Origin of the sequence: Kitasatospora sp. NPDC088861, from assembly GCF_044750105.1 — a bacterium.
Classification (GTDB): domain Bacteria; phylum Actinomycetota; class Actinomycetes; order Streptomycetales; family Streptomycetaceae; genus Kitasatospora.
Map to the genome: position 1 here is coordinate 104,018 of NZ_JBIVJF010000018.1, position 23,611 is coordinate 127,628.

Sequence of the window (23,611 nt, forward strand, 5' to 3'; positions counted from 1 at the left end):
GACGGCCGTTTCCCAGGTGACGGCGCCACCGGAACGCCTCGGTACGAGCTTCGACGGCGCGGGGGGTCGGTCCGGTTGCGTCAATCGGGCGATCGATGACGACCGCCAGTGGCGCCTGGCCGACCGATCGAGCCCAGCTGCCATGCTGACCCGGTCACGGGTTCTATCACCCCACTTGTCCGACCGGATTTCCGCACGCCTGTACGCCTGCCGAACGCCTCATGAACGGAGTGACCATGGCCGCTCTCTCCCGCCGCACCCTGCTGGCCGCCGGTGCGGCCTCCGCCGCCACCCTGGCGACCGGCTGCGGAAGCAACAGCGCCGACAAGCCGATGATCGGTTCGGCCGTTCCCCCCACCGGCGCGGCCGTCGACCAGAGTTCGGACCCCACCGACGCCACCGAGCAGCAGGCCGTCCTGATCGGCGACGGCTCCACCTCCGACACCGGGGCCCAGCCCCACCAGCCCACCCCCGAGCGGCTCAAGGCCGGCGAACGGCCGCCGCAGTTCGTGGTCTTCTCCTGGGACGGCGCCGGCGAACTCGACAACGGACTGTTCGCCCGCTTCCGCCGGCTGGCGCAGGAGCACAACGCCTCGATGACCTTCTTCCTCAGCGGCCTCTACCTGCTGCCCGAGTCCAAGAAGGACCTCTACCGCCCCCCGCAGCACAAGGTCGGCGCCTCCGAGATCGGCTACCTCACCGACCAGCACATCCACGACACCCTGGAGAACGTGCACGCGGCCTGGCTGGAGGGCCACGAGATCGGCACCCACTTCAACGGCCACTTCTGCGGCGCCACCGGCGTCGGCAAGTGGTCCCCGGAGGAGTGGGACAGCGAGATCCAGCAGGCCATGGACTTCGTGACGAACTGGCGCACCAACACCGGCTTCACCGACCTGCCGGCCCTGCCCTTCGACTACCGCAGGGAGCTGATCGGCAGCCGCACCCCCTGCCTGGAGGGCCAGCGCAACCTGCTGCCCACCGCGGTCAAGCGCGGCTGGCGCTACGACAGCAGCGGCAACGGCACCCAGGTGTGGCCGCAGAAGATCCAGGGCGGTGCGCTCTGGGACCTCCCGCTGCAGTCCATCCCCTTCCCCGGGCACACCTTCCAGGTGCTGTCGATGGACTACAACATCATGTACAACCAGTGCGGCCCCAACACCAAGGCCGACCCGGCGCTCTACCCGGGCTTCCAGGCCCAGGCCCGCGACTCCTACCTGCTGGGATTCGACCGCACCTACAACGGCAACCGGGCGCCGTACGTCATCGGCAACCACTTCGAGGAGTGGAACGGCGGCATCTACATGAACGCCGTCGAGGACGTGCTCCGGACGATCGCGGACAAGCCGGAGGTCCGGCTGGTCTCGTTCCGCCAACTGGTGGACTGGCTGGACGCCCAGGACCCGGCGGTGCTGCGCAAGCTCCAGGGCCTCGCCCCGGGCCAGGCGCCGACCGGCGGCTGGGAGGCCTTCCTCGGCACCCCCGGGGCACCGCCGGTGCCCTCCGCCGCCGCTGCCGGCTGACCCTCAGGACCTGGCCCGGACCCGGCCGGCGAGCAGCGCCCCCAGCAGCGCCACGCCGGCCATGGCCAGCAGGATCACCGCGAAGGCCCCGGGCGAGCCGGCGGCCCCGGACGAGGCGGTGGCCCCGGCGCCCTCGTGGGCGGCGGCGAGCGAGCCGCCGCCCAGCACCGCGAACATCACCCCCGCCAGGCCCGTCAGCAGGACGTTGCCCAGCGCGTCGCTCATCTGCAGGGCCGCCGAGTTCACCCCGGCGTCCTCCGGCGCGGAGAGCTTCATCATCAGCACGCTGACGCTCGCGACCGTCAGTCCCATCCCGATGCCGCCGACGCCCCAGGCCACCGCCGCCACCCAGGCCGGCACCGCCGGGACCAGCACCAGCGCGGCGCCCGCGATCGCCACCGCGGTCAGCACGAACCCGCCCCGGATCATCGCCTCGCGGTAGCGCTCGGCTCCCGGCCGCCCCTGTAGCCAGGAGCCCAGCGCCCAGGTGAGCCCGCCGCTGGTCAGGGTGAGCCCCGACATCGTCGGCGAGAGGCCGCGCTCGGTGGTCATCATCAGCGGAACGAAGGCCTCGGCCCCGAGGAACGCCCCGGCCGCCAGTCCGCGCAGCAGGATCACCGCCGGCAGCCCCCGCCCTGCCCGCAGGGTCCGCTCGGGCAACAGCCCCAGGACGGCCGGCACCAGCAGCGCCGCCCCGACGATCCCGGGGAGCAGCCCGATCAGGTCGTGCCGCCCGCCCGCGTACTGCAGCAGGCCGGCACCGAGCGCCGCCATCGCGGCCAGCAGGGTGCGCCGGCGGTCGAAGTCCGAGCCCCTGGCCACCGGGTGCTCCCGCTCGGAGCGGGTCAGCGCGGGGCCCATCACGGCCAGCGGCAGCAGGATCAGCACCGGCACGGCCAGGAACACCCAGCGCCAGCCGAGGTGCTGGGTGATCGCGCCGGAGACCAGCGGCCCGATGATCGAGGGCAGCACCCAGGCCGAGGAGAAGGCCGCGAACACCGCCGGCCGCAGCCGCTCCGGGTAGGCCCGGCCGACCACCACGTACAGCGCGACGATCACCAGCCCGCCGCCCAGGCCCTGGATCGCCCGCCCGGCCACGAACACCCACATGCCCGGCGCCGTCCCGGCCACCACCAGGCCCACACCGAACACCGCGATGCCGGTGAACAGCGGCTGCATCGGCCCGCGCCGGTCGCACCACTGCCCGGAGACGACCAGCGCGAACAGCGTGGTGGTGAAGTAGCCGGAGAAGGCGAAGGCGTACAGCCCGATGCCGTTCAGCTGGCGGGCCGCGGTCGGCATCGCGGTGTTGACGGCGGTCGCCTCGAAGGCGATCACCAGGACCACCGACACGATCCCCAGCGTCAGAGCGCGGTAGCGGCCGCTGAGGACCCCGCCACCTGGGTCGAGTTCGGAGGGTATCGAGGCGGAGTCGACCGAGGTGGGGGAGGCAGTGGTCATACGTAACATCGTAAGGGCCGTCTGCCTTCATGACCCCTGACCCGAGTCGGTGACCAGCTAGGTCGCTGGGCCTAGGACCGGGGTCGGGGGAAGGGCGGGCGAAGCTCAGGCGGCGGTCAGTGGAGCACCTTCAGGCCGACCACGCCGGAGACGATGAGCAGCAGGCAGCCGATCCGGGCCGCCGTCACCGCGTCCCCCAGGACGGCCATGCCGTAGAGCGCGGTGCCGACCGCACCGATGCCGACCCAGACCGCGTAGCCGGTGCCGATCGGAATGGTGCGCATCGCGTACGCCAGCCCGCCCATGCTCAGCAGCAGGGCCACACCGAAGACGAGGCTGGGGGTGAGCCGGGAAAAGCCCTTGGACGACTCCAGGGCCACCGCCCACACGGTCTCCAGGACACCCGAGATGATCAGAACGAGCCATGCCATGACGGCCTACCTCCGCAGTCCACAGCGGCCGGATTGCCGCTGAACTGCGCCGTCTTGTCGTCACCGGGTACGACGCGCTCGTCCGGGGCGGCCGGGCAACCGACCACCTGGTTCCGACCGTAGCACAAGCCGCCATACAGAATTTACATTCCGCCGTTGACGGCCCCCCGCGCATTCCGCCACTATGAATTCACTGGCCGTGTGCCCGAGTGGCTTAGGGAACCGTCTGCAAAGCGGTGTACACGGGTTCGATTCCCGTCATGGCCTCGCCGGAAATGGAATTGCCGGTCGACATTCCGTCGACCGGCAATTCCTGTTTCCGGTATTTCCGGGGCGGTCGGCCGAAGCCGCCGCCCCCGCCCGTCAGACCGCGACCGCGTCCTCCGGCCGGATCGGCAGCCGGCCGACCGGCAGGCCGGTGGCCGCCCGGACGGCGGCGGCCACGGCCGCCGGGGCGACCACCGCGGGGGCGGCGCTGACCGCCTTGGCCCCGAAGGTGGCGACCACGTCCCGCTCCTCCAGCAGGGCGGCGATGCGCACCTGCGGGGTGTCCAGCGCGGTGGGCAGCCGGTAGCCGGTGAGCGAGGGGTTCAGCAGCACGCCGCCCTCGGTGCGCAGGTCCTCCAGCAGCGCCAGGCCGACGCCCTGGGCCACGCCCGCCTCGATCCGGTCCTCGATCTGCCGCGGGTTCAGCGCCCGGCCGACGTCCTGGGCGACCGTCATCTCGACCACCCGGACGGCGCCCAGCTCGATGTCCACGTCCACCACCGCGCGCATCGCGCAGAACGCGATCGACACGAAGGCGTCGCCCTGCCCGGACTCGTCCAGCGGCTCGGTGGGGTGCGGGCGGCACTGGGCCGTCGCCCAGAGCTCCTTGCCCTCCAGCGCCTCGGCGACCGGCATGCCGAGCACCCCGTCGTACGAGGTGATCTTGCCGTCGGCGATCTGCAGCAGTTCCACCGACATCCCGAAGTTGGCGGCGATCGGCTGGAGCAGCTGGTGGCGGACCATCAGCGCGGCGCGCTCGACGGCGCCGCCGGAGACCCAGGTGTGCCGGCCACGGGCGGAGGGACCGGCGATGGACTGGTCGCTGTCGGCCGGCGCGATGTACACCTCGCTGACGCCCAGCACGGTCTGCACGATCTGCCGGGCCAGCGTGGCGAAGCCCTGTCCGGAGTCGACGGCCGCGCAGATCACCGTGGCGTGGTCGCCGCTGACCCGCACGGTGGCGGTGGAGACCTCGTCCTCGCCCTCCGCGCCGAGCATGTGCACCATGCCGACGGCGTAGCCGATCCCGCGCCGCACCGCCGCCGGGTCGCCGGCCCCACCGGGCCCGCCCGGCAGCAGCCACTCGGCGTCCGGGTCGTCCACCGGCAGGGCCGGCAGCGGCTCGGCCGCGACGGCCTCCAGCAGCGCGCCGACCGGCGCCGGGCAGGTGACGGCCTGTCCGGTAGGCATCGCGTCGCCGGTGGCCATCGCGTTGCGGCGGCGGATCTCCACCGGGTCCACGCCGATCCGGGCGGCCAGCTGGTCCAGCTGCGACTCGTAGGCGAAGCAGGCCTGCAACGCGCCCTCGCCGCGCATCCGCCCGGCCGGCGGGTTGTTGGTGCGCACCGCCCAGGCGTCCACGAAGACGTTCGGGCAGACGTACGGGCCGACCGAGAACGCGGTGGCGGCGGCCAGCGCCTCGGCGGAGACGTCCGCGTACGCGCCGCCGTCCAGCAGGATCTGCGCCTCGACCTTCACCAGGGTGCCCTCGGCGTCGGCGTGGTGGCGGTAGCGCAGCAGCGCGGGGTGGCGCGAGGGGTGGGTGTGGAAGGACTCCTCGCGGGTGAGGGTCATCTTCACCGGGCGGCCGGTGCGCAGCGCCAGCAACGCCAGGGTGACCTGGAAGGAGAGGTCCTCGCGGTCCGTGGTGGCCCCGGGCACGCCGGTGACCACCAGCCGGACCCGGTCGGGCTCCAGGCCGAGGCAGGCGGCGGTGCGGTCGCGGTCGCCGTGCGGGTCGGTGGAGGACAGGTGCAGTTCGACGCCGCCGTCCGGGCGCGGCACGGCCAGCCCGGCCTCGGCCCCGAGCGGGGCCGGGTCCTGACGGCCGACCTGGTAGAGGCCCTCGATGATGATCTCGCCGGCCGCGTCCGGGTCCCCGGTGCGCAGCGGCAGGTGGCGGAACAGGTTGCCGTCCGGGTGCAGCGACGGGGCGGTGAAGGCCTGCTCGGGGTCGGTGACGGCCTCCAGCGGCTCGTAGTCGACCGCGATCAGACCGACCGCCAGCCGGGCGGTGTCCGGGTGGTCGGCGGCCACCGCGGCGATCGGCTCGCCGTGGTGGCGCACCACGCCCGCGGCCAGCACCGGCCGGTCGGCGACGATCGGCCCGGCCGGGGCGCCGTCCGGGGTTCCGTCCGGGCCGGGCGGCAGGTCGGCGGCGGTGACCACGGCGTGCACGCCGGGCAGCGCGAGCGCGGCCGCGGTGTCGATACCCCTGATCCGGGCGTGCGGGTGCGGCGAGCGCAGCACCGCGCCCCAGAGCAGCCCCTCGGCCCACAGGTCGGCCGCGTACGGGTAGATGCCGAGCGCCTTGGGCAGTGCGTCGCTGCGCAGCGGTGAGCTGCCCAGGCCGAACGGCTCCGGTGCGCCGCCCTCGCCGCCGTCCTGCTGGAGTGCTGCGCCGATGTCGGTAGGCGACGTCATGATGCGTGGTCGTCCTCGGGGAGCCGGATGCCGTGGGCGGGGGTGGCGCCGTACGGGACGCCGGCCGGGGCGGTGCCGCCGGCCGGAGCGCCGTGCGGGGGCGTGGCGACGTACGGCGTGCCGTGCGGGGGCGTGCCGTCGAAGGCGGCCCCGGGCAGCGGCGTGCCGTGCGCGGGGGTGGGTTCGTAGACCGGGGCGTCGTACCCGGCGTCGTAGCCGTTCTGCTGCGGGTAGCCGCCGGGCACGTAGGTGCCGTGGGCGGGGGTGCCCTGGTACGGCTGCTCGGGGTAGCCCTGGGGCGGGTAGTACACCTGGTCGTCGGCGGTCTGGGCGGGGATGCCCTGGACCGGCGTCAGGACGGCGGTGTCGTACACGCCGGTGTCGTAGCCGCCCTGGCCGTCGCCGTACGGCTGGTCGGTGCCGGCCGGGGGCTGCTCGGCGGGCGGCTGCGGGACGTGCTCGATCCAGGCGTCGGCGTCGGCGTAGACCGGCGGTTCGGCGGCCGGCTCCGGTCCGGCGGCCGCTTCCCCGGCGGGCTGTTCGGCGGGCTGTCCCGCGACCGGGGCGGCGGCCTGGGCGGCGACCGGAGAGGCCGCTTCCTCCGTCTCCTCGGCGTCCTCGGCGCGCGCGTCGGCGATGCTCTGGACGGCGGCCAGCACGCCGCGGTAGCCGGTGCAGCGGCAGAGGTTGCCGCAGAGCGCCTGGCGGGCCTCGACCTCGGTCGGGCGGTGGTTGCGCTGGAGCAGGTCGTGCACCGCCATCGCCATGCCGGGGGTGCAGTAGCCGCACTGCACCGCGCCGGACTCGGCCAGCGCCTGCTGGACGTCGCTCGCGCCGCCGGCGGCCGACAGGCCCTCGACGGTGTTGATCTCGCTGTCGGCGGCCAGCGCGGCGGGCACCAGGCAGCCGGCCACCAGCTGGCCGTCCACCTGCACCGAGCAGGCCCCGCACTCGCCCTGCTCGCAGCCGTCCTTGGCACCGGCCAGGCCGAGCCGCTCGCGCAGCACGTAGAGCAGGCTCTCGCCGATCCAGGCGTCGGTGACGGGCCGTTCGAAACCGTTGACCCGCAAGGTGTACGAGGCGCACGGGCGCAGCTCGCGACTGACCTGCGGGGTGAGGCCGAGCGGGTCGGCGTCGAGGGTCTCAATGGGGTCTGTGGTCACTTCAGCGCCCTTCCCAGTGCCCGTCGGGCCAGCACCGATACGGTACGCCGCAGCCGAACGGCGGCCGCGCTCGGCCCCTCGGTCACGGCCTCCCAGGCGCCTTCGGCGCCGTAGCTGTCGGGGACGCAGGCGGTGGCCACGTACTCGCCGAAGGCGGCGGTCGCGGCCGGGTCGATCTCCCGGCTGCCGTCCCAGTCGATGCAGCCGGCGACCCAGGCCTCGGCCTCCAGCGGGCGCAGCGGCACCGGTGCGACGGCGCCGACCGCGCAGCGCACGGCGCGCCGGGCGGGGTCGAGGACCAGCGCGACGGAGGCGGTGGCGCGGGCCGGGCCGCTGCGGCCGGTGGCCTTGAGGAAGACCTGCGGGGCGTGCAGCAGCGGGACGCGCACCCAGGTGAGGAGTTCGCCGGGGCGCACCGGGTCGAGGCCGGTGAGCAGGTGACTGACCGGCACCTCGCGGCTGGCGCCGGCCCGGGCGAGGGTGACGCTGGCCTCCAGGGCGGTGAGCACCGGGAGGGTGTCGCCGGCCGGGGCGGCGGTGACGATGTTGCCGCCGAGGGTGCCGACGTTGCGGACCTGCGGCGGGCCGGCGGTGCGGGCGGCGTCCGCGAGCGCGGGGATGAGCGCGGCGAAGTCGGGGCGGTCCATCCGGGCGTGGGTGAGTCCGGCGCCGAGGACGGCGGTGCCGCCGTCCTCGTAGCGCCAGCCGCGCAGTTCGGTGATCCGGCCGAGGCCGACCAGGGCGGCGGGGCGTAGCCGTCCGGCGTTGACGGCTTCCATCAGGTCGGTGGCTCCGGCCACCGGTACCGCGGCCGGGGTGGCGGCCAGCGCGTCGACGGCCTCGTCGAGGGAGGCCGGCAGCATGATCGTCCGGTTCACCTGGGTCCCACCGTGCTCCACTTGCTCATCGATCGGCTGCCGCCCGCGGCCTTCGGCCGTGGTGTCCGCGTCAGCAGCCCGGCCTGGCCCGTAGGGTACGGGCGATCGGGCCGGGTTGGGCAACTCTGGCACACAATGCTCGATGATCATTTCGGGGCAGGTGAACGGGACTGCCCGATTGGGACGGATACCGGGCGGTATCTGCCCCGGCCCGAACCGGACCAGGGCAGATGTTCATCTGTTCTTGACGTCAGATGACCACTCAGAAGTTCCCGCCGGAACGAGTCCGTCGCGCTCAGCGCACCGGCGGCGGGCCCTCGATCGGCCGGCCGGCCACCCCGGGCCAGCGCTGCCAGGGATGCGGGCCGTCCGCCGGGCGGTACTCCACGCCGAGCGCGTCCAGCACCTTCAGGTGCGCCTCCAGCCGGTGCTGGAAGCCGGCGTAGTCGCGCTCGGCCGGATCGGTGGGCAGGTCGGACCAGGCGACCTCGGCGAAGGCCACCAACCGGGGGAAGGCCCGGTAGTCGATGTCCCGGGCGCTGTCCATGAACTCGCTCCACAGGTTGGCCTGGGTGCCGATCACGTGCCGGGCCGCGGTCTCGTCCAGCTGCCCGGGCACCGGCTCGAAGCGGTACACGTCCTCCAGCGTGCGCACGAAGCCGACCGGGATCGGCTCGTCCGGGCCGTCGGCCTGCCGGTGGTCGAAGTAGACGTGCTGCTCGGGGCACATCACCACGTCGTGCCCGGCCTTGGCCGCGGCGATCCCGCCACCGAACCCGCGCCAGGAGGAGACGGCGGCGCCCGGGGCGAGCCCGCCCTCCAGGATCTCGTCCCAGCCGATCAGCCGGCGGCCGCGCTCGGCCAGCCAGCGGTCGAAGTGCCGGATCACGAAGCTCTGCAGCTCGTCCTCGTTGGCCAGGCCGAGCTCGCGGATCCGCGCCTGGGCGGCCGCGCTGTCCTTCCACTGCTCCTTGGGGCACTCGTCGCCGCCGAGGTGGATGAACTCGGACGGGAAGAGTTCCAGGACCTCCTCCAGCACGCCCTCGAAGAAGCGCAGGGTGTCCTCGGAGGCGTTGAGCACGTTGTGGCTGACGCCCCAGTCCGTCCAGACGCCGAGCGCCGCGGTGTCCACCACGTCGGTGTTGCCCAGCTCGGGGTAGGCCGCGACGGCGGCCTGGGTGTGCCCGGGCAGGTCGACCTCCGGGACGACGGTGACCCCGCGCGCGGCCGCGTAGGCGACGATCTCGCGCAGGTCGTCCTGGGTGTAGTAGCCGCCGTGCGGGCGGTCGTCGCGGCGCTGGCCGGCCCGGTAGCCGACCATCGAGCGGTCCCGCCAGGCGCCGCGCTCGGTCAGGCCGGGGTAGCGCTTGATCTCCACCCGCCAGCCCTGGTCGTCGGTCAGGTGCAGGTGCAACACGTTGAGCTTGTGCGCGGCCAGCAGGTCGACGAAGCGCAGCACGTCCGACTTGGGCAGGAAGTGCCGGGCGACGTCGAGCAGCGCACCGCGCCAGCCGAACCGCGGGGCGTCCTCGATGTCCGCGCCGGGCAGCACCCAGCCGGTGCCGCGCAGCGGGGAACGGCGGAAGGCGTCCGGGCCGAGCAGCTGCCGCAGGGTCTGCGCCCCCCACAGCGCACCGGCCGGCCCGCCCGCGGCTATCAGGGCGTGGCCGCGGCGCACCGTGATCCGGTACGCCTCGGCGGCCAGCGCGTCGTCCTGGACCAGTTCGATGCCCGCGCCCGGCCGGCCCGGGCCGAGCGGCAGCCCGGTGGCCGCGGACAGCGCGGTGCGCAGCCACCGCTCGGCGTCGGCCAGCCCGGGCGGCGCGGTCAGCGTGGTGGCGTCGTCGAGGGGGAAGTCCTCGTCCGGGCGGCGGACGGCACTCGAAGGCACGGGAATGAGGTCCATTCCGACATCCTGCCCCCGCCCCGGACGACTGGCATAGACCACTTCGGAAACGCGGCACTATGCAAAACGGCGCTGTGCACAACCACACCCTGCGCAACGGCGCCGGGCACCGGCCCGCGGCGGTCGGTGCTACTTGCCGCCGTTGTTGTCGTCGCCGCCCTGCGGCTTGCCGATGCCGTCGTAGATCTCCTTGCACATCGGGCAGACCGGGTACTTCTTCGGGTCGCGCCCGGGCACCCAGACCTTGCCGCAGAGCGCCACCACGGGCGAGCCGGAGAGCGCGCTCTCCATGATCTTGTCCTTCTGGACGTAGTGCGCGAAGCGCTCGTGGTCGCCGTCCCCGTGGGACACCTGGGGGACTGGCTCGACCAGGGTGCCGGTGCCGAGGCCGCGCTCGGGCTCAAGAGTGCTCATAGGTGCCAAGTCTATGGGCGCCCCGCGAAACCCGGCCAGTATCGCGACGGCGGCCCGTACGTCAGTTCAGCGTCGGGTCGTCCGGATAGGTCGCGAGCAGCGCCAGCGGGCCGCGCTGGCGGCGCAGCACCGAGCGCCACAGCCGCTCCGGTTCCGGGCTGGAGATGTCCCCCGGCTCGCAGTCCACCAGGTACCAGGCGCCGCTCCCCAGCTCCGTCTCCAGCTGGCCCGGCGACCAGCCGGCGTACCCGGCGAAGATCCGCAGCGCGCCCAGCTCGCCGGCCAGCACCTCGGGCGGCGCCTCCAGGTCCACCAGGCCGATCGCGCCGTGCACCCGCCGCCAGCCGAGCGGCTCGCCGGTGCCCGGCTCCCCTGGCGCCACGGCGAGGCCGAGCGCCGAGTCCAGCGCCACCGGTCCGCCCTGGAACACCACGGCGGGCTGCCCGACCAGCCGCCCCCAGCCGTCCAGCACGCTGCCCACCTCGACCGGCGTCGGCCGGTTGAGGACCACGCCGAGCGCCCCCTCGACGTCGTGGTCGAGGAGCAGCACCACCGCCCGGGCGAAGTTCGGGTCGGTGAGCAGGGGCGTCGCGACGAGCAGACGGCCGGTGTGGGACCGTCCTGCGTGCGAGTGGGCCGCCGTCATGCCCACATGATCCCGCAGAACGGCCGGGGTCGGACACCTCAACGATCGAAACCCCGCCACGCCGGACAAACACCCGAACGGCCCCTCCGGCGGGCGGGAGCGAGCCCGGAGAGAGGACCATCACGGGAGAGGCTCACGGGAACCATCGGCACGCCCACTACCATCTACGGATGGTGGACGCCCTTCTACGGTGCCGACTCGGTTTTGCCGGGGGCCCGAGCGCGCCCGTACCAACCGGTCCACCACCGGCTCTCTACCGGAGCCTTCCCACTCCTCTGGCACCCCGGATTGCGAGAACGATGACCGACGACGTCCTGCTGGTCCACGGCGGAAACCCGCTCGAAGGCGAGATCCGCGTCCGCGGTGCGAAGAACCTGGTGCCCAAGGCCATGGTCGCCGCCCTCCTCGGCCAGGGCCCCAGCAGACTGCGCAACGTCCCGGACATCCGCGACGTCAAGGTGGTCCGCGGACTGCTCCAGCTGCACGGGGTCACCGTGCGGACCGGCGACGAGGACGGCGAGCTGATCCTCGACCCGTCGCACGTGGAGAGTGCGAACGTCACCGACATCGACGCGCACGCGGGCTCCTCGCGGATCCCGATCCTGTTCTGCGGCCCGCTGCTGCACCGCCTCGGCCACGCCTTCATCCCGGGCCTGGGCGGCTGCGACATCGGCGGCCGTCCGGTCGACTTCCACTTCGAGGTGCTGCGCCAGTTCGGCGCCACCATCGAGAAGCACCCGCAGGGCACCTACCTGGTCGCCCAGCAGCGCCTGCGCGGCACCAAGATCGAGCTGCCCTACCCCTCGGTCGGCGCGACCGAGCAGGTGCTGCTCACCGCCGTCCTCGCCGAGGGCGTCACCGAGCTGCGCAACGCGGCCATCGAGCCGGAGATCGTCGACCTGATCTGCGTGCTGCAGAAGATGGGCGCGATCATCACCCTGGGCACCGACCGGACCATCCTGATCACCGGCGTCGACGAGCTGGGCGGCTACACCCACCGCGCGCTGCCGGACCGCCTGGAGGCCGCTTCCTGGGCCTGCGCGGCGCTGGCCACCAGGGGCGACATCTACGTCCGCGGCGCCCGCCAGCTGGAGATGATGACCTTCCTGAACACCTTCCGGAAGGTCGGCGGCGCCTTCGAGGTGGAGGACGAGGGCATCCGTTTCTGGCACCCGGGCGGCGAGCTCAAGGCGATCGCCCTGGAGACCGACGTGCACCCGGGCTTCCAGACCGACTGGCAGCAGCCGCTGGTCGTCGCCCTGACCCAGGCCACCGGCCTGTCCATCGTCCACGAGACGGTGTACGAGTCGCGGCTCGGATTCACCGGCGCGCTCAACCAGATGGGTGCACACATCCAGCTGTACCGCGAGTGCCTGGGCGCCACCCCGTGCCGCTTCGGCGCGCGCAACTTCCTGCACTCGGCGGTCGTCTCCGGCCCGTCCAAGCTGATGGGCGCCGAGCTGGTCATCCCCGACCTGCGCGGCGGCTTCTCGTACCTGATCGCGGCGCTGGCGGCCGAGGGCACCTCGACCGTGCACGGCATCGACCTGATCAACCGCGGCTACGAGAACTTCATGGACAAGCTGCGCGACCTGGGCGCCCACGTCGAGCTGCCGTCCGAGCAGCTGGTCGACGCCTGATCCGCAGGGCCCACCGGGCCACGGGCCCACGGGCCCACGGGCCCACGGGCCCACGGGCCCACGGGCCCACGACGAGAGGCCGGGCTCCCCAGAAGGGGAGCCCGGCCTCTCGGGCGTTCAAGGGGTGGTTCAGGCGCCCTTGGCGGCTTCCTTCAGCTTGGAGCCGGCGCTCACCTTGGCGCTGTAGCCGGCCGCGATCTGGATCGGCTCACCGGTCTGCGGGTTGCGGGCGGTGCGGGCGGCGCGGTGGGTGCGCTCGAAGGTCAGGAAACCGGGGATGGTGACCTTCTCGTCGCCCTTGGCGACGACCTCGCCGACGATCTCGGCGAAGGCGGCCAGAACGGCGTCGGCGTCCTTGCGGGTCACCTCGGCGCGCTCGGACAGCGCGGCCACCAGCTCACTGCGGTTCATGTGTACTCCTGTGGTCTGTTCGCTTGCGGTGTGCGGGGGCCCATCGGTACTCCCACCGGGGGGCACCCGGATAGGCCGCAGGTCCGCACACTGTGCTCATGCAGGCAATGCGTGGTCGCAGGCCGGGTCCGTACCCGATGCCGCGCGCCGGTGCCGTCGAAGGCCCGTCCGCCTGCCTGGATACGAATCCTGCCCCGACCAGCCCCGAGAAAGCCAATCGGGCCCCGGCCACGACACCCGAACGAACCCCACCCGTTGGAGGTGTGACGCTCCGTCGGCTCCGGCGGACCGGGCCCGGGCGGCGGTCGGGATGACGCGCCGGAAGACCAGGGGGACGTTCCGTACTTGTCGGACACGCCTGCCCCGTGCAGGGCTACCGTACGCCCTAGGCACGACAAGCCCAAACACGCCCCTCGCCCTTGTGTCGCAAGGGTTCGGGGCGGGCTCGGGCGGGTAAGGCCGCTATTCGGACATTTGACCGATCAGCGACACGTCGGCCGCCTCGCCGGTCAGAGCTTGACGGTGGGGAAGGAGGAGGCGTCGAGCGTGCCGACGATTCCCGGGGTCGGACGGGCCGGCTCCGTGCTCTCCTGGACGCCCGCCAGCGCCGCCTCGCGCACCGCCGAGGCGACCGTCTTGGCGACGTCCTTGTGGAAGACGCTCGGGATGATGTAGTTGGCGTTCAGCTCGTCGTCGGCGACGGTGGTGGCCAGCGCCCGGGCGGCGGCGATCATCATCTCGGTGTTGACGGTGCGGCTCTGGGCGTCCAGGAGGCCGCGGAAGACACCCGGGAAGACCAGCACGTTGTTGATCTGGTTGGGGAAGTCGCTGCGGCCGGTGGCGACCACGGCGGCGGTCTGCCGGGCGATGGCCGGGTCGACCTCCGGGTCCGGGTTGGCCAGCGCGAAGACGATCGAGTCCTCGGCCATGGTGGCCAGGTCGTCGCCGTCCAGGACGTTCGGGGCCGAGACGCCGATGAAGACGTCGGCGTCCGCCACGGCCTCCTTGAGGCTGCCCGTGCGGCCCGAGCGGTTGGTGTGCTCGGCGATCCAGCGCAGGCTGTCGTTGAGGTCCTCCCGGCCCTGGTGGACCACACCGCGCACGTCCGCCACGGTGGCGTGCTCGACGCCGGCCGCCAGCAGCAGCTTGAGGATCGCGGTACCGGCGGCGCCGGCGCCCGACATCACCACCCGGATGTCGCTGATCTCCTTGCCGACCACCTTCAGCGCGTTGGTGAGGGCGGCCAGCACCACGATCGCGGTGCCGTGCTGGTCGTCGTGGAAGACCGGGATGTCCAGGGCCTCGCGCAGCCGGGCCTCGATCTCGAAGCAGCGCGGCGCGGAGATGTCCTCCAGGTTGATGCCCGCGAAGCCGGGGGCGATCGCCTTGACGATGGCCACGATCTCGTCGGTGTCCTGGGTGTCCAGGCAGATCGGCCAGGCGTCGATCCCGGCGAAGCGCTTGAACAGGGCCGCCTTGCCCTCCATGACCGGCAGCGCGGCGGCCGGGCCGATGTTGCCCAGGCCCAGCACCGCCGAGCCGTCGGTGACCACGGCGACGCTGTTGCGCTTGATGGTGAGGCGGCGGGCGTCCTCGGGGTTCTCGGCGATCGCCATGCAGACCCGGGCGACGCCCGGGGTGTAGATCATGCTGAGGTCGTCACGGTTGCGGATCGGGAGCTTGGACGACATCTCGATCTTGCCGCCGAGGTGCATCAGGAAGGTGCGGTCCGAGACCTTGCCGATCGACACGCCGTCGATCGCCCGCAGCTTCTCGACGATCTCCTCGCCGTGCGCGACCGAGGAGGCCGCCACCGTCACGTCGATCCGCAGCGCCTCCAGGCCGGAGGCGGTGACGTCGAGACCGGTCACCGAACCGCCGGAGGACTCCACGGCCGTGGTGATCGCACTGACGGCGTTGCCCCGGGCCGGGACCTCCAGCCGCACCGTGATCGAGTTGGAGACACTGGGCACCGTCGCCATCGACGCTTCCTTCTTCCGTCCGTGCGGCAGGTTCAACATTTTGTTGAAGGCATCGCCTGCGCATGCTAGACCTCGATCGTCGCACCTTCCAAGGGATAGCCAGAAATAACGTTCATTGAGTGTGCGGACCCGACAACTTCTTGCCTCTCCGGGCCGATGCGTTACATTGGACGGGACACCGGCTCGATCCAAGCCCCCGGGCCCAACCTTCGTCCCTTCGAGGGACCACTTGCCGCGAGGCGAGCATGGCGGGTCGGTGTCACTAACGTCTGAAGGCCCCTCACCATCCGGTGAGGGGCCTTCTTCGTCCGGCGAACCGGCCGTCAGCCGTGCAGCAGCGCGGGCACGCCGGCCGCGTCCGGCAGGTCGTCCGGACCGGACAGCACGGTCAGCCGCTGGGTCGCCCGGGTGAGCGCCACGTACAGCACCCGCAGGCCGGCCTCCGACTCGCCGGCGATGCCGGTCGGGTCGGCCACCACGGTCGCGTCGTACTCCAGGCCCTTCGCCTCCAGGCTGCCCAGCACCACCGCCCGCTCGCCCAGGCCCTCGGCCCAGCCGGCCGCCTCGGCCCGGCGGTCCATCGGCACCACGATCGCCACGGTGCCGTCCACCTCGCCCAGCAGCCGCTCCAGCTCCGCCCGGGCCGCCGCGCCGAAGGCCTCCGGGGCGGGGTCCACGACGGCCGCGAAGCGCGGCTCGACGCCGACCCGGCGCACCGCGGTCGGCGACGGGGTGCCCGGCGCGGCCAGCGCCAGCACCTTGGCCGCGACCTCGGCGATCTCCGCCGGGTTGCGGTAGTTGACGGTCAGCGTGAAGCGGCGGCGCGGCTTGCCGGACAGCACCTCGTCCAGCGCGGCCTGCGCCTCCTGCGGGAACGGCCAGGAGGACTGCGCCGGGTCGCCGACGATCGTCCAGGTCGCCATCCGGGCCCGGCGGCCGATCATCCGCCACTGCATCGGGGTGAGGTCCTGCGCCTCGTCCACGATCACGTGCGCGTACTCGGTGCGCTCGACGGGGACGCGCTCGCGCTGGCGGGAGCTGCGGTCGGCGAAGGTGGTGACCTCCTCCAGCCCGCTCAGCAGGTCCACCGCGTCCACCTCGCGCACCTTCGGCCGGGCCGCCTCGCCGAGCAGCACCTGGAGCTCGTCCACCAGCGCGACGTCGTGCGCGGACAGCGCGCCCTCGCCGTTCGGGGACAGCCGGCGCCAGGACGCCGCCAGCAGCCTCGCCTCGTCCGGGGAGACGGCGCGGCGGGCGATCCGGTTGATGTGCCGGTGCTGCTTGAGCGTGCCGAGCACCCGGCGCGGGGTCACGGCGGGCCACCAGGCATCCAGGAAGTCCAGGAACGACGCCTCGTCCGAGACGTACTCGTCGAAGGACTCCTTCTCCTCCTGGCGCTGCTCGCGGGCGTAGTGGTCGGTCGGCTTCGGCAGGTGCCGGGTGACCTCCTGCCACAGGGCGTCCAGCAGCAGGCGGCGGGCGCGCGGGCGCAGCAGGTTCAGCGGGGTGCCGCCGGAGCCGATCACGTTGCCGCGCACGGCCTTGAGTCGGCCCGCGTCCAGCTTGAGCACCTCGCCGCGGGCGACCACCTTCAGCTCCTGCGGCGCGCCCAGCTCCAGCGCGGCCCGGGCCGCCCGGCGCAGCAGCTGGACCATCCGGCCCGAGCCCTTGACCCGGGCCGCCTCCGGACTGTCGTAGGTGCCCGCCTCGATGCCGTCCACCAGCGAGCCGACCGCGCGGATGGCGACCTGCCCCTCCTCGCCGAGCGAGGGCAGCACGCCCTCGGTGTAGGAGACCAGCAGCGGGGTCGGCGAGACCACCAGGATGCCCCCGGCGTAGCGGCGGCGGTCCTGGTACAGCAGGTACGCGGCGCGGTGCAGGGCCACGGCGGTCTTGCCGGTGCCCGGGCCGCCGGTGACGAGCGTGGCGCCGGCGGCGGCCGCCCGGATCACCTCGTCCTGCTCCTTCTGGATGGAGGAGACGATGTCGCGCATCGAGTGGCTGCGGGCGCGGCCGAGCGAGGCCATCAGCGCGCCGTCGCCGACCACCGCCAGCTCCCGGCCGTTCAGGGTCGGGGTGAGGTCGGGACGCAGCAGGTCGTCCTCGACGCCGATCACCCGGCGCCCCTTGGACCGGATCACCCGGCGGCGGACCACCCGGCCCGGCTCGACCGGGGTGGCGCGGTAGAACGGCGCGGCGGCGGGCGCCCGCCAGTCGATCACCAGCGGACCGTACTCGGCATCCAGCACGCCCAGACGGCCGATGTGCAGGGTCTCGGCGACGGCCGGGTCGGCCGGGTCGAGCGGCGTGTCGGAGGGGATGCCGTGTTCCTCCGGGGCGTCCGCCCGCTGGAGGTCGATCCGGCCGAACAGGAAGTCCTCGAACTCGTTGTTCAGGCGCTGGAGGTGGGCGCCGGCCCGGTAGACCTGGGCGTCGCGCTCGGCGAGCGCGCCGGGGGTGCCGACGTGGACCCGCTTGGCGGCGTCCTCCAGGATGTACTCGGCCTCGGCGAGTTTCTCCTCCAGCCGGCGGTAGACGGTGTCGAGGTGCTGCTGCTCACCGGCGATCTCGCGCTCGCGCGCGGTCTCGCGGTCGGTGGCGGCGGTGGTGTCCGTGTTGCTCTGCATGGCCTCGGTGGTAGCGGCGGAATCCGGCTCCGGAAAACGAGCGGACGGATGATCCTACGCCCCAACCGGGGTAAACGTGAAGGCCGCCCACCGCAAAGCGGTGGACGGCCTTCACTGTCAACATGGGGTGGTGGAGATGCCGGGAATCGAACCCGGGTCCAGTGGAGTTAATTCAGGGCTTCTCCGAGCGCAGTCCGCTGTGATTTTCTCGGCCCTGGCAGTCACACGGACAAGCCGCCAACAGGCCCAGCTGCTGTTTGATTTCCCATCCACCCTCGCAGCCCGGGTGAACGGTTGAGTTCCCTAGATTATGCCAGGGTCCGGGTCGGGAACTCCCCGGTCTGACACCCAAGCGCTATCGGTGCTTATTAGGCAGCGAGAGCGAACTGCTGGGAATCGCGCTTAGAGTTGGCGATTATTTTTTTGCGACACGTGGTTAACGAGATCATTGCCGCGTTCCTCGGCTCGCTTCCCCTGTTTCAACATCCCCTGTCGAAACCGATCATCCCCATGTTTTGTTGAGAAACAGCCGGACGGTGACCGTCCGTGTTGCTGCCGCCATAGTACGCGAGGCAGCGGGTGAGGGTCCAGCGGATTAACGCTGGCGCCGCCGGGCGGCCGCCACCGCACGGGCCGTCTCGCGGGTGTCCTGCTTCTCGCGCAGCGTCTGCCGCTTGTCGTACAGCTTCTTGCCGACCGCGAGCGCCAGTTCGAGCTTCACCCGGCCGTCCTTGAAGTACAGCGAGAGCGGGACGAGCGTGTGGCCCGCGTCGCGGACCGTGCTCTCGATCTTGCGGATCTCCAGCCGGTGCAGCAGCAGCTTGCGCTTGCGCCGGGCCGCGTGGTTGGTCCACGTCCCCTGGGTGTACTCGGGGATGAACACGTTGTCGATCCAGGCCTCGTGGTTCTGGATGTAGGCGTAGCCGTCGACCAGGTTGGCCCGCCCCTCGCGCAGTGACTTCACCTCCGTACCGGTGAGCACGAGGCCGCACTCGTAGGTGTCGAGGATCGTGTACTCGTGTCGCGCCTTCTTGTTCTGCGCGATCAGCTTCTGTCCGGTTTCCTTTGCCATAGCGCGGCCATTCTCGCACTTCGGCCGGTTCGGGGCAGCCCCTTTAGGCCCGGGTACCGAGCCCGGCCAGCACCCGCAGGGCGAGCGCGTCGGCGTCCTCGCCGGCCGCCGCCGGGACGTCCGGGGTCAGGCCGGTGCCCTCCGGGGAGCGGCCGGCCGGGGTGTAGTAGCGGCCGACGGTCAGCTCCAGCACGGCGCCGTCGGCGAGCCGGCTGGGCTGCTGGACGGTGCCCTTGCCGAAGGTCCGGGAGCCGACCACCACGGCGCGGCTGCGGTCCTGGAGCGCGCCGGTGAGCAGTTCGGCGGCGCTCATCGTGCCGCCGTCGACCAGCACCACCAGCGGGGTGCGCTGGTCGCCCCCGGGCGGGGCGGTCAACTCCCGGGTCTCGCCGCGCTCCTGGTACGAGCCGACCGCTCCGCCGTCCAGGAAGATCCCGGCAGTGCCGGCGGCCTCCTCGACCAACCCGCCCGAGTTGCCGCGCAGATCGAGCACCACACCGGCGTGCGGGGCGCGCAGCGCGGCGCGCACCTGATCGGTCACGCCGCTGGTGAAGGCCCGCACGGCGATCCGCAGCACGCCCTTCTCCAACTGCTCGGCGGTGACCTGCTGGCTGTCCAACAGGGCCCGCCGCAGCCGCAGTTCGCGGACCTCGCCGACACCGCGCCGCACGGCGAGGGTGACCTCGGAGCCCACCCCGCGCTCGCCGTCGCGCCCGCGCAGCCGGGCCACCACCTCGGTGACCGGCAGGTGGTCGGCCTGGTCCTGGTCGATCCGCAGCAGCCGGTCGCCGGCCTCGATCCCGGCCGTGGCGGCGGGCCCTGCGGGCGCCACCTGGGAGATCGCGGTGACGCCGTCCTGGCCGCGGCCGACCGAGAGCCCGACGCCCAGGTAGCGGCCGTCCAGTCCCTGGCTGAACGCGGCATACTCCTGGGCGCTGTAGTAGGCGCCCCAGCGGTCGCCGTTGGCCCCGAGCAGGTGCTCGGCCTGCTGCTCGGACAGGGCGGTGCCGGCCGGGTCCGCCGGGAGGCCCGGGGCGGCGCCCGCGACCGGGGCGGCACCGGCGGCCGGGCGCCGCGGCGGGTCGCCCCAGGCGCCGGTGGCGGCCCCGGCGATCAGCACGACGCCGAACACCAGGCTGAGGGTGGCCACCTGACGTGCCCTGCGCGGAGTTTCCAGCATGGCACCGGAGTGTAGACACCGCGTCGGGCGCGACGGGCCGCAACGACGGGCGAAACGGCGGCGGCCCCGGACGGCGCAGTGCCGTCCGGGGCCGCCGGGGCCGGGGATGGTCAGACCTTGAGGTACTTGCGCAGGGTGAAGAACGCCGCCACGCCGGCCATGCCCATACCGACCACGATCAGCAGCGGTATCACCGCGAGCACCGAGCCGAGGCCGATGAAGTGGATGAACTGCACCCGGTCGGCCAGCCAGTTCTGGACGAAGAAGTGCCCGCCGACCAGCAGCCCGGAGGCCATGGCCGCGCCGAGCAGCGCGGAGAACGCGGCCTCGGCGATGAACGGCATCTGGACGTAGAAGTTCGAGGCACCGACCAGGCGCATGATGCCGGTTTCGCGCCGCCTGCTGTACGCCGACACCCGGACGGTGTTGACGATCAGCAGCAGGGCGACGAACAGCATCAGCACCATGATCACGAAGGCCGCCGTCTGGAGGCCGTTGAGCAGGCCGAACAGGTTCTCCAGGATCTTCCGCTGGTCCTCCACCGACTTGACGCCGGGTTTGCCGGCGAAGGCGCTCTGGATGACGTCGTACTTGGTCGGGTCGTTCAGCTTGACCCGCCAGGACTGCGGCATCGCGTCCGGGCCCAGGACGGAGATGAGCGGGTTGTCCGGGTTCATCTCCTTCCAGTGCTTGTACGCCTCGGCGGAGCTCTCGAAGGTCGACGACTGGACCACCGAGTCCATCTTGTCCAGCTGGGCCTTGATGTCCTGCACCTGCTGGTCGGTGGCCGCACCCTTGTCGCACTGCGGCGAGTTGCGCGCGTCCGACTTGGTGCAGAAGTAGATGCTCACCTCGACCTTGTCGTACCAGTACCCCTTCATGGAGTTCACCTGGTCACGGACCAGGAGCGAGGAACCGGCCAGGGCGAGGGAGAGCGCGACACTGACCACGACCGCGATGGTCATCGTCAGGTTGCGGCGGAGACCCACACCGATCTCCGACAGGACGAACTGGGCACGCATGCGGGTAACAACTCCAGGGTCGGTACTGCTGGTCTGGCGACGCGGGCGGACGGCCCTACGGGTTCAGCGCCGGCTGCGCCGGTCGGTCAGTGCTGGTATCCGTAGACGCCGCGGGCCTGGTCGCGGACGAGCAGCCCCTTGTCGAGCTCGATGACGCGCTTGCGCATCTGGTCGACGATGGCCTGGTCGTGGGTGGCCATCAGCACCGTGGTGCCGGTGCGGTTGATGCGGTCGAGCAGCTTCATGATGCCGACCGAGTTCTGCGGGTCGAGGTTGCCGGTGGGCTCGTCCGCGATCAGCAGCATCGGACGGTTCACGAACGCGCGGGCGATCGCCACGCGCTGCTGCTCACCGCCGGAGAGCTCGCCCGGCATGCGGTCCTCCTTGCCGCCGAGGCCGACCAGCTCCAGCACCTCGGGCACCACCTTGTTGATGGCGCTCTTGGGCTTGCCGATCACTTCGAGGGCGAAGGCGACGTTCTGCGCGACCGTCTTGTTGGGCAGCAGGCGGAAGTCCTGGAAGACGGTGCCCAGCTGGCGGCGCATGTGCGGCACCTTCCAGTTGGACAGCTTGCCGAGGTCCTTGCCCAGCACGTGCACCTCGCCCGTGGAGGGGCGCTCCTCGCGCAGGCACAGGCGCAGGAAGGTGGACTTGCCCGAGCCGGACGAGCCGACCAGGAAGACGAACTCACCCTTCTCGATCTCCAGCGAGACGTTGTCCAGGGCGGGACGGTTCTGCTTGGGATAGGTCTTGGAGACGTTGTCGAATCTGATCACGGCTGCATCACGGAGGCCATCCTAGGCGGCGCCAGTCCTCGGTCGGTCCACCCCGGGCGCCCGGCCCTGGGGCGGGTGGCGGGAGCGGAAAGGGCCGCTCCCGGTCTGGGACCATACGCGAATCGGCGGTCGGCGCGCAGGGCCCGCCCAGGACAGCCGTCGAAATCTGGGGGAGAATGTCTGGTTATGCCCCGAAAATTGGGAGGCATCTCACAGCCCGGGAGCCGGAACGGTCAGAACCTGGCAGAGTGGAGGTGGCGTCCCCGTGTTCGGGCGCTCCCCCGCACAGGGCAAGAAGAGGAACCAAAGCCCCGTCCGGTGCGTTGGCTGTAGCAGCGAGGAGGAGATCGCATGACCTGCGACCATCTGGTGTGCGCCAACTGCAACGGCCGCGTGAGTGACGGGCGCTGCGCGGTCTGCCGCGCCAACCGGGCCCGGCTGCAGGAGCAGCAGGGTCCGTTCGCGGCGCTCTCCCCCGCGATGCTGCTGGCCCTGCTGGCCGGTCTGCTCGCGGTGGCGCTGATCGCCCGGCAGGCACTGGCCTGAACCCACCGAGGCACACGAAAGGGCCCCCGACCACTGCGGTCGGGGGCCCTGTTTCGTCCGTCGGCGCCTACTGCGCGGCGGTCTCGCGCTGCTTGCGCCAGCGGATGCCGGCCTCGATGAAGCCGTCGATGTCGCCGTCCAGCACGCCCTGCGGGTTGCCGACCTCGTACTCGGTCCGGACGTCCTTGACCATCTGGTACGGGTGCAGCACGTAGGAGCGCATCTGGTTGCCCCAGGAGCTGCCGCTGTCCTTGAGCGCGTCCATCGCCGCCCGCTCCTCCTGGCGGCGCCGCTCCAGCAGCTTCGCCTGGAGGACGTTCATCGCGGACGCCTTGTTCTGGATCTGCGAGCGCTCGTTCTGGCAGGAGACCACGACACCGGTCGGGAGGTGCGTGATGCGCACCGCCGAGTCGGTGGTGTTGACGCCCTGGCCGCCGGGACCGGAGGCGCGGTAGACGTCGATCCGCAGGTCGCCCTCGTCGATGTCGACGTGGTCGGACTGCTCGACGACCGGGAGCACCTCGACACCGGCGAAGGAGGTCTGCCGGCGGCCCTGGTTGTCGAAGGGCGAGATGCGGACCAGGCGGTGGGTGCCCTGCTCGACCGACAGGGTGCCGTAGGCGTACGGCGCCTTGACCGTGAAGGTCGCGGACTTGATGCCGGCCTCTTCGGCGTACGAGGTGTCGTACACCTCGGTGGGGTACCCGTGCCGCTCGGCCCAGCGCAGGTACATGCGCATCAGCTGCTCGGCGAAGTCGGCGGCGTCGACGCCACCGGCCTCGGCACGGATGTTGATCAGCGCCTCGCGGGCGTCGTACTCGCCGGACAGGAGGGTGCGGACCTCCAGCTCCTCGACCGCCTTCTGGAGGGAGACGAGCTCGGACTCGGCCTCGACCCGGGTGTCCGCGTCGTCCTCGGCCTCGGCCAGCTCGAACAGCACGCCCAGGTCGTCGATACGGCTGCGCAGGCCCTCGACCTTGCGCAGTTCGCCCTGGAGGAAGGAGAGCCGGCTGGTCACCTTCTGCGCGTTCGCGATGTCGTCCCACAGGTTGGGGGCGCCTGCCGCCTCCTCCAGGACAGCGATGTCGGCCCGGATCTTGTCCAGGTCGAGGACGGCCTCGATCGACCCCATGGTCGATTCGAGGTTCTTGAGCTCTTCGGAAGGATCGACGGCTGCCACGCCCCCAGGGTAATGGTTCCGGGGGTGGTCATGACGACACCGGGGTCCTCCGGCTCTCGCGG

19 protein-coding genes, 1 tRNA gene, 1 other RNA gene and 1 riboswitch are annotated in these 23,611 nt (G+C 72.2%); of the genes, 4 read left to right on the forward strand and 17 right to left on the reverse strand.

The features are described 5' to 3' along the window. Window positions 1–236 precede the first annotated feature (236 nt). Window positions 237–1,523 carry a hypothetical protein gene (locus tag ACIP37_RS26295; protein WP_363628100.1) on the forward strand — a complete coding sequence of 429 codons (1,287 nt, stop codon included), beginning with the start codon at window positions 237–239 and terminating at the stop codon, window positions 1,521–1,523. A gap of 3 nt (window positions 1,524–1,526) precedes the next feature. Here ACIP37_RS26295 and ACIP37_RS26300 read toward each other — a convergent pair whose 3' ends face one another. Continuing rightward, window positions 1,527–2,984 (reverse strand): MFS transporter, encoded by a 1,458-nt coding sequence (locus ACIP37_RS26300; protein WP_400810315.1) that lies wholly within the window; start codon window positions 2,982–2,984, stop codon window positions 1,527–1,529. Between the two features lie 116 nt (window positions 2,985–3,100). Further along, the gene (locus tag ACIP37_RS26305; RefSeq protein ID WP_350881126.1) at window positions 3,101–3,415 is read right to left on the reverse strand and encodes an SMR family transporter; all 315 of its coding nucleotides are present in this window, start codon (window positions 3,413–3,415) and stop codon (window positions 3,101–3,103) included. A 43-nt stretch (window positions 3,416–3,458) separates the two neighbouring features. Further along, window positions 3,459–3,525: riboswitch (guanidine-III (ykkC-III) riboswitch) on the reverse strand. 85 nt (window positions 3,526–3,610) lie between these two features. Between ACIP37_RS26305 and ACIP37_RS26310 the strand changes: the two genes are divergently transcribed. Beyond that, window positions 3,611–3,682 (forward strand) — tRNA-Cys (locus ACIP37_RS26310). Window positions 3,683–3,778: 96 nt separating this feature from the next. Here ACIP37_RS26310 and ACIP37_RS26315 read toward each other — a convergent pair. The 6 genes from ACIP37_RS26315 to ACIP37_RS26340 form a co-directional block, all read right to left on the reverse strand. Further along, entirely contained in the window at window positions 3,779–6,106 is a 2,328-nt protein-coding gene (locus tag ACIP37_RS26315; protein WP_400810316.1) for a xanthine dehydrogenase family protein molybdopterin-binding subunit, read from the reverse strand. Continuing rightward, window positions 6,103–7,269, reverse strand: coding sequence for a 2Fe-2S iron-sulfur cluster-binding protein (locus ACIP37_RS26320; RefSeq protein WP_400810318.1), 1,167 nt, complete (start codon window positions 7,267–7,269; stop codon window positions 6,103–6,105). The genes ACIP37_RS26315 and ACIP37_RS26320 overlap by 4 nt, the downstream gene beginning before the upstream one ends. Beyond that, the gene (locus ACIP37_RS26325; RefSeq protein WP_363587211.1) at window positions 7,266–8,132 is read right to left on the reverse strand and encodes an FAD binding domain-containing protein; all 867 of its coding nucleotides are present in this window, start codon (window positions 8,130–8,132) and stop codon (window positions 7,266–7,268) included. Before ACIP37_RS26325 ends, ACIP37_RS26320 begins: the two co-directional genes overlap by 4 nt. A gap of 310 nt (window positions 8,133–8,442) precedes the next feature. Further along, a complete protein-coding gene (locus ACIP37_RS26330; protein WP_400810320.1) occupies window positions 8,443–10,053 on the reverse strand; it encodes a beta-N-acetylhexosaminidase in 1,611 nt (536 codons plus the stop codon). 129 nt (window positions 10,054–10,182) lie between these two features. After that, window positions 10,183–10,467 (reverse strand): DUF3039 domain-containing protein, encoded by a 285-nt coding sequence (locus ACIP37_RS26335; protein ID WP_063349181.1) that lies wholly within the window; start codon window positions 10,465–10,467, stop codon window positions 10,183–10,185. Window positions 10,468–10,528: 61 nt separating this feature from the next. Continuing rightward, entirely contained in the window at window positions 10,529–11,113 is a 585-nt protein-coding gene (locus ACIP37_RS26340) for a YqgE/AlgH family protein (protein WP_063349180.1), read from the reverse strand. A gap of 299 nt (window positions 11,114–11,412) precedes the next feature. Between ACIP37_RS26340 and murA the strand changes: the two genes are divergently transcribed. Beyond that, a complete protein-coding gene (gene murA / locus ACIP37_RS26345; RefSeq protein WP_363587206.1) occupies window positions 11,413–12,753 on the forward strand; it encodes a UDP-N-acetylglucosamine 1-carboxyvinyltransferase in 1,341 nt (446 codons plus the stop codon). A gap of 129 nt (window positions 12,754–12,882) precedes the next feature. On the opposite strand, the gene ACIP37_RS26350 is transcribed toward murA, so the two are convergent. From ACIP37_RS26350 to ftsE, 8 genes are all read right to left on the reverse strand, one after another. Beyond that, complete coding sequence (locus tag ACIP37_RS26350) at window positions 12,883–13,164, reverse strand: HU family DNA-binding protein (RefSeq protein WP_030059737.1); 282 nt, start codon at window positions 13,162–13,164, stop codon at window positions 12,883–12,885. A 509-nt stretch (window positions 13,165–13,673) separates the two neighbouring features. Continuing rightward, window positions 13,674–15,146 carry an NAD-dependent malic enzyme gene (locus ACIP37_RS26355; RefSeq protein WP_063349178.1) on the reverse strand — a complete coding sequence of 491 codons (1,473 nt, stop codon included), beginning with the start codon at window positions 15,144–15,146 and terminating at the stop codon, window positions 13,674–13,676. A 323-nt stretch (window positions 15,147–15,469) separates the two neighbouring features. Next, window positions 15,470–17,773, reverse strand: coding sequence for a UvrD-helicase domain-containing protein (locus tag ACIP37_RS26360; RefSeq protein ID WP_363587207.1), 2,304 nt, complete (start codon window positions 17,771–17,773; stop codon window positions 15,470–15,472). Window positions 17,774–17,901: 128 nt separating this feature from the next. Then, window positions 17,902–18,283: a transfer-messenger RNA gene (gene ssrA, locus ACIP37_RS26365) on the reverse strand. An 85-nt stretch (window positions 18,284–18,368) separates the two neighbouring features. Continuing rightward, window positions 18,369–18,845 carry an SsrA-binding protein SmpB gene (smpB, locus tag ACIP37_RS26370; RefSeq protein WP_350881115.1) on the reverse strand — a complete coding sequence of 159 codons (477 nt, stop codon included), beginning with the start codon at window positions 18,843–18,845 and terminating at the stop codon, window positions 18,369–18,371. A 43-nt stretch (window positions 18,846–18,888) separates the two neighbouring features. Beyond that, complete coding sequence (locus ACIP37_RS26375; RefSeq protein ID WP_363628098.1) at window positions 18,889–20,025, reverse strand: S41 family peptidase; 1,137 nt, start codon at window positions 20,023–20,025, stop codon at window positions 18,889–18,891. Window positions 20,026–20,135: 110 nt separating this feature from the next. Continuing rightward, window positions 20,136–21,047 carry a permease-like cell division protein FtsX gene (ftsX, locus tag ACIP37_RS26380; RefSeq protein WP_350881111.1) on the reverse strand — a complete coding sequence of 304 codons (912 nt, stop codon included), beginning with the start codon at window positions 21,045–21,047 and terminating at the stop codon, window positions 20,136–20,138. Between the two features lie 86 nt (window positions 21,048–21,133). Continuing rightward, window positions 21,134–21,823 (reverse strand): cell division ATP-binding protein FtsE, encoded by a 690-nt coding sequence (gene ftsE / locus ACIP37_RS26385; protein WP_063349173.1) that lies wholly within the window; start codon window positions 21,821–21,823, stop codon window positions 21,134–21,136. Between the two features lie 351 nt (window positions 21,824–22,174). Here ftsE and ACIP37_RS26390 point away from each other — a divergent pair, with 351 nt between their 5' ends. Next, window positions 22,175–22,369, forward strand: coding sequence for a hypothetical protein (locus ACIP37_RS26390; RefSeq protein ID WP_363370334.1), 195 nt, complete (start codon window positions 22,175–22,177; stop codon window positions 22,367–22,369). A gap of 67 nt (window positions 22,370–22,436) precedes the next feature. On the opposite strand, the gene prfB is transcribed toward ACIP37_RS26390, so the two are convergent. After that, on the reverse strand, window positions 22,437–23,549 hold the full coding sequence (prfB, locus tag ACIP37_RS26395; protein ID WP_363587366.1) for a peptide chain release factor 2: 1,113 nt from the start codon (window positions 23,547–23,549) through the stop codon (window positions 22,437–22,439). Window positions 23,550–23,611 lie beyond the last annotated feature (62 nt).

Coding starts and splice junctions, on each gene's coding strand:
- ACIP37_RS26295 (WP_363628100.1), top strand. CDS start 237: ATGGCCGCTCTCTCCCGCCGCACCCTGCTGGCCGCCGGTGCGGCCTCC.
- ACIP37_RS26300 (WP_400810315.1), bottom strand. CDS start 2,984: ATGACCACTGCCTCCCCCACCTCGGTCGACTCCGCCTCGATACCCTCC.
- ACIP37_RS26305 (WP_350881126.1), bottom strand. CDS start 3,415: ATGGCATGGCTCGTTCTGATCATCTCGGGTGTCCTGGAGACCGTGTGG.
- ACIP37_RS26315 (WP_400810316.1), bottom strand. CDS start 6,106: ATGACGTCGCCTACCGACATCGGCGCAGCACTCCAGCAGGACGGCGGC.
- ACIP37_RS26325 (WP_363587211.1), bottom strand. CDS start 8,132: ATGCTGCCGGCCTCCCTCGACGAGGCCGTCGACGCGCTGGCCGCCACC.
- ACIP37_RS26330 (WP_400810320.1), bottom strand. CDS start 10,053: ATGGACCTCATTCCCGTGCCTTCGAGTGCCGTCCGCCGCCCGGACGAG.
- ACIP37_RS26335 (WP_063349181.1), bottom strand. CDS start 10,467: ATGAGCACTCTTGAGCCCGAGCGCGGCCTCGGCACCGGCACCCTGGTC.
- ACIP37_RS26340 (WP_063349180.1), bottom strand. CDS start 11,113: ATGACGGCGGCCCACTCGCACGCAGGACGGTCCCACACCGGCCGTCTG.
- murA (WP_363587206.1), top strand. CDS start 11,413: ATGACCGACGACGTCCTGCTGGTCCACGGCGGAAACCCGCTCGAAGGC.
- ACIP37_RS26350 (WP_030059737.1), bottom strand. CDS start 13,164: ATGAACCGCAGTGAGCTGGTGGCCGCGCTGTCCGAGCGCGCCGAGGTG.
- ACIP37_RS26355 (WP_063349178.1), bottom strand. CDS start 15,146: ATGGCGACGGTGCCCAGTGTCTCCAACTCGATCACGGTGCGGCTGGAG.
- ACIP37_RS26360 (WP_363587207.1), bottom strand. CDS start 17,773: ATGCAGAGCAACACGGACACCACCGCCGCCACCGACCGCGAGACCGCG.
- smpB (WP_350881115.1), bottom strand. CDS start 18,845: ATGGCAAAGGAAACCGGACAGAAGCTGATCGCGCAGAACAAGAAGGCG.
- ACIP37_RS26375 (WP_363628098.1), bottom strand. CDS start 20,025: ATGCTGGAAACTCCGCGCAGGGCACGTCAGGTGGCCACCCTCAGCCTG.
- ftsX (WP_350881111.1), bottom strand. CDS start 21,047: ATGCGTGCCCAGTTCGTCCTGTCGGAGATCGGTGTGGGTCTCCGCCGC.
- ACIP37_RS26390 (WP_363370334.1), top strand. CDS start 22,175: ATGACCTGCGACCATCTGGTGTGCGCCAACTGCAACGGCCGCGTGAGT.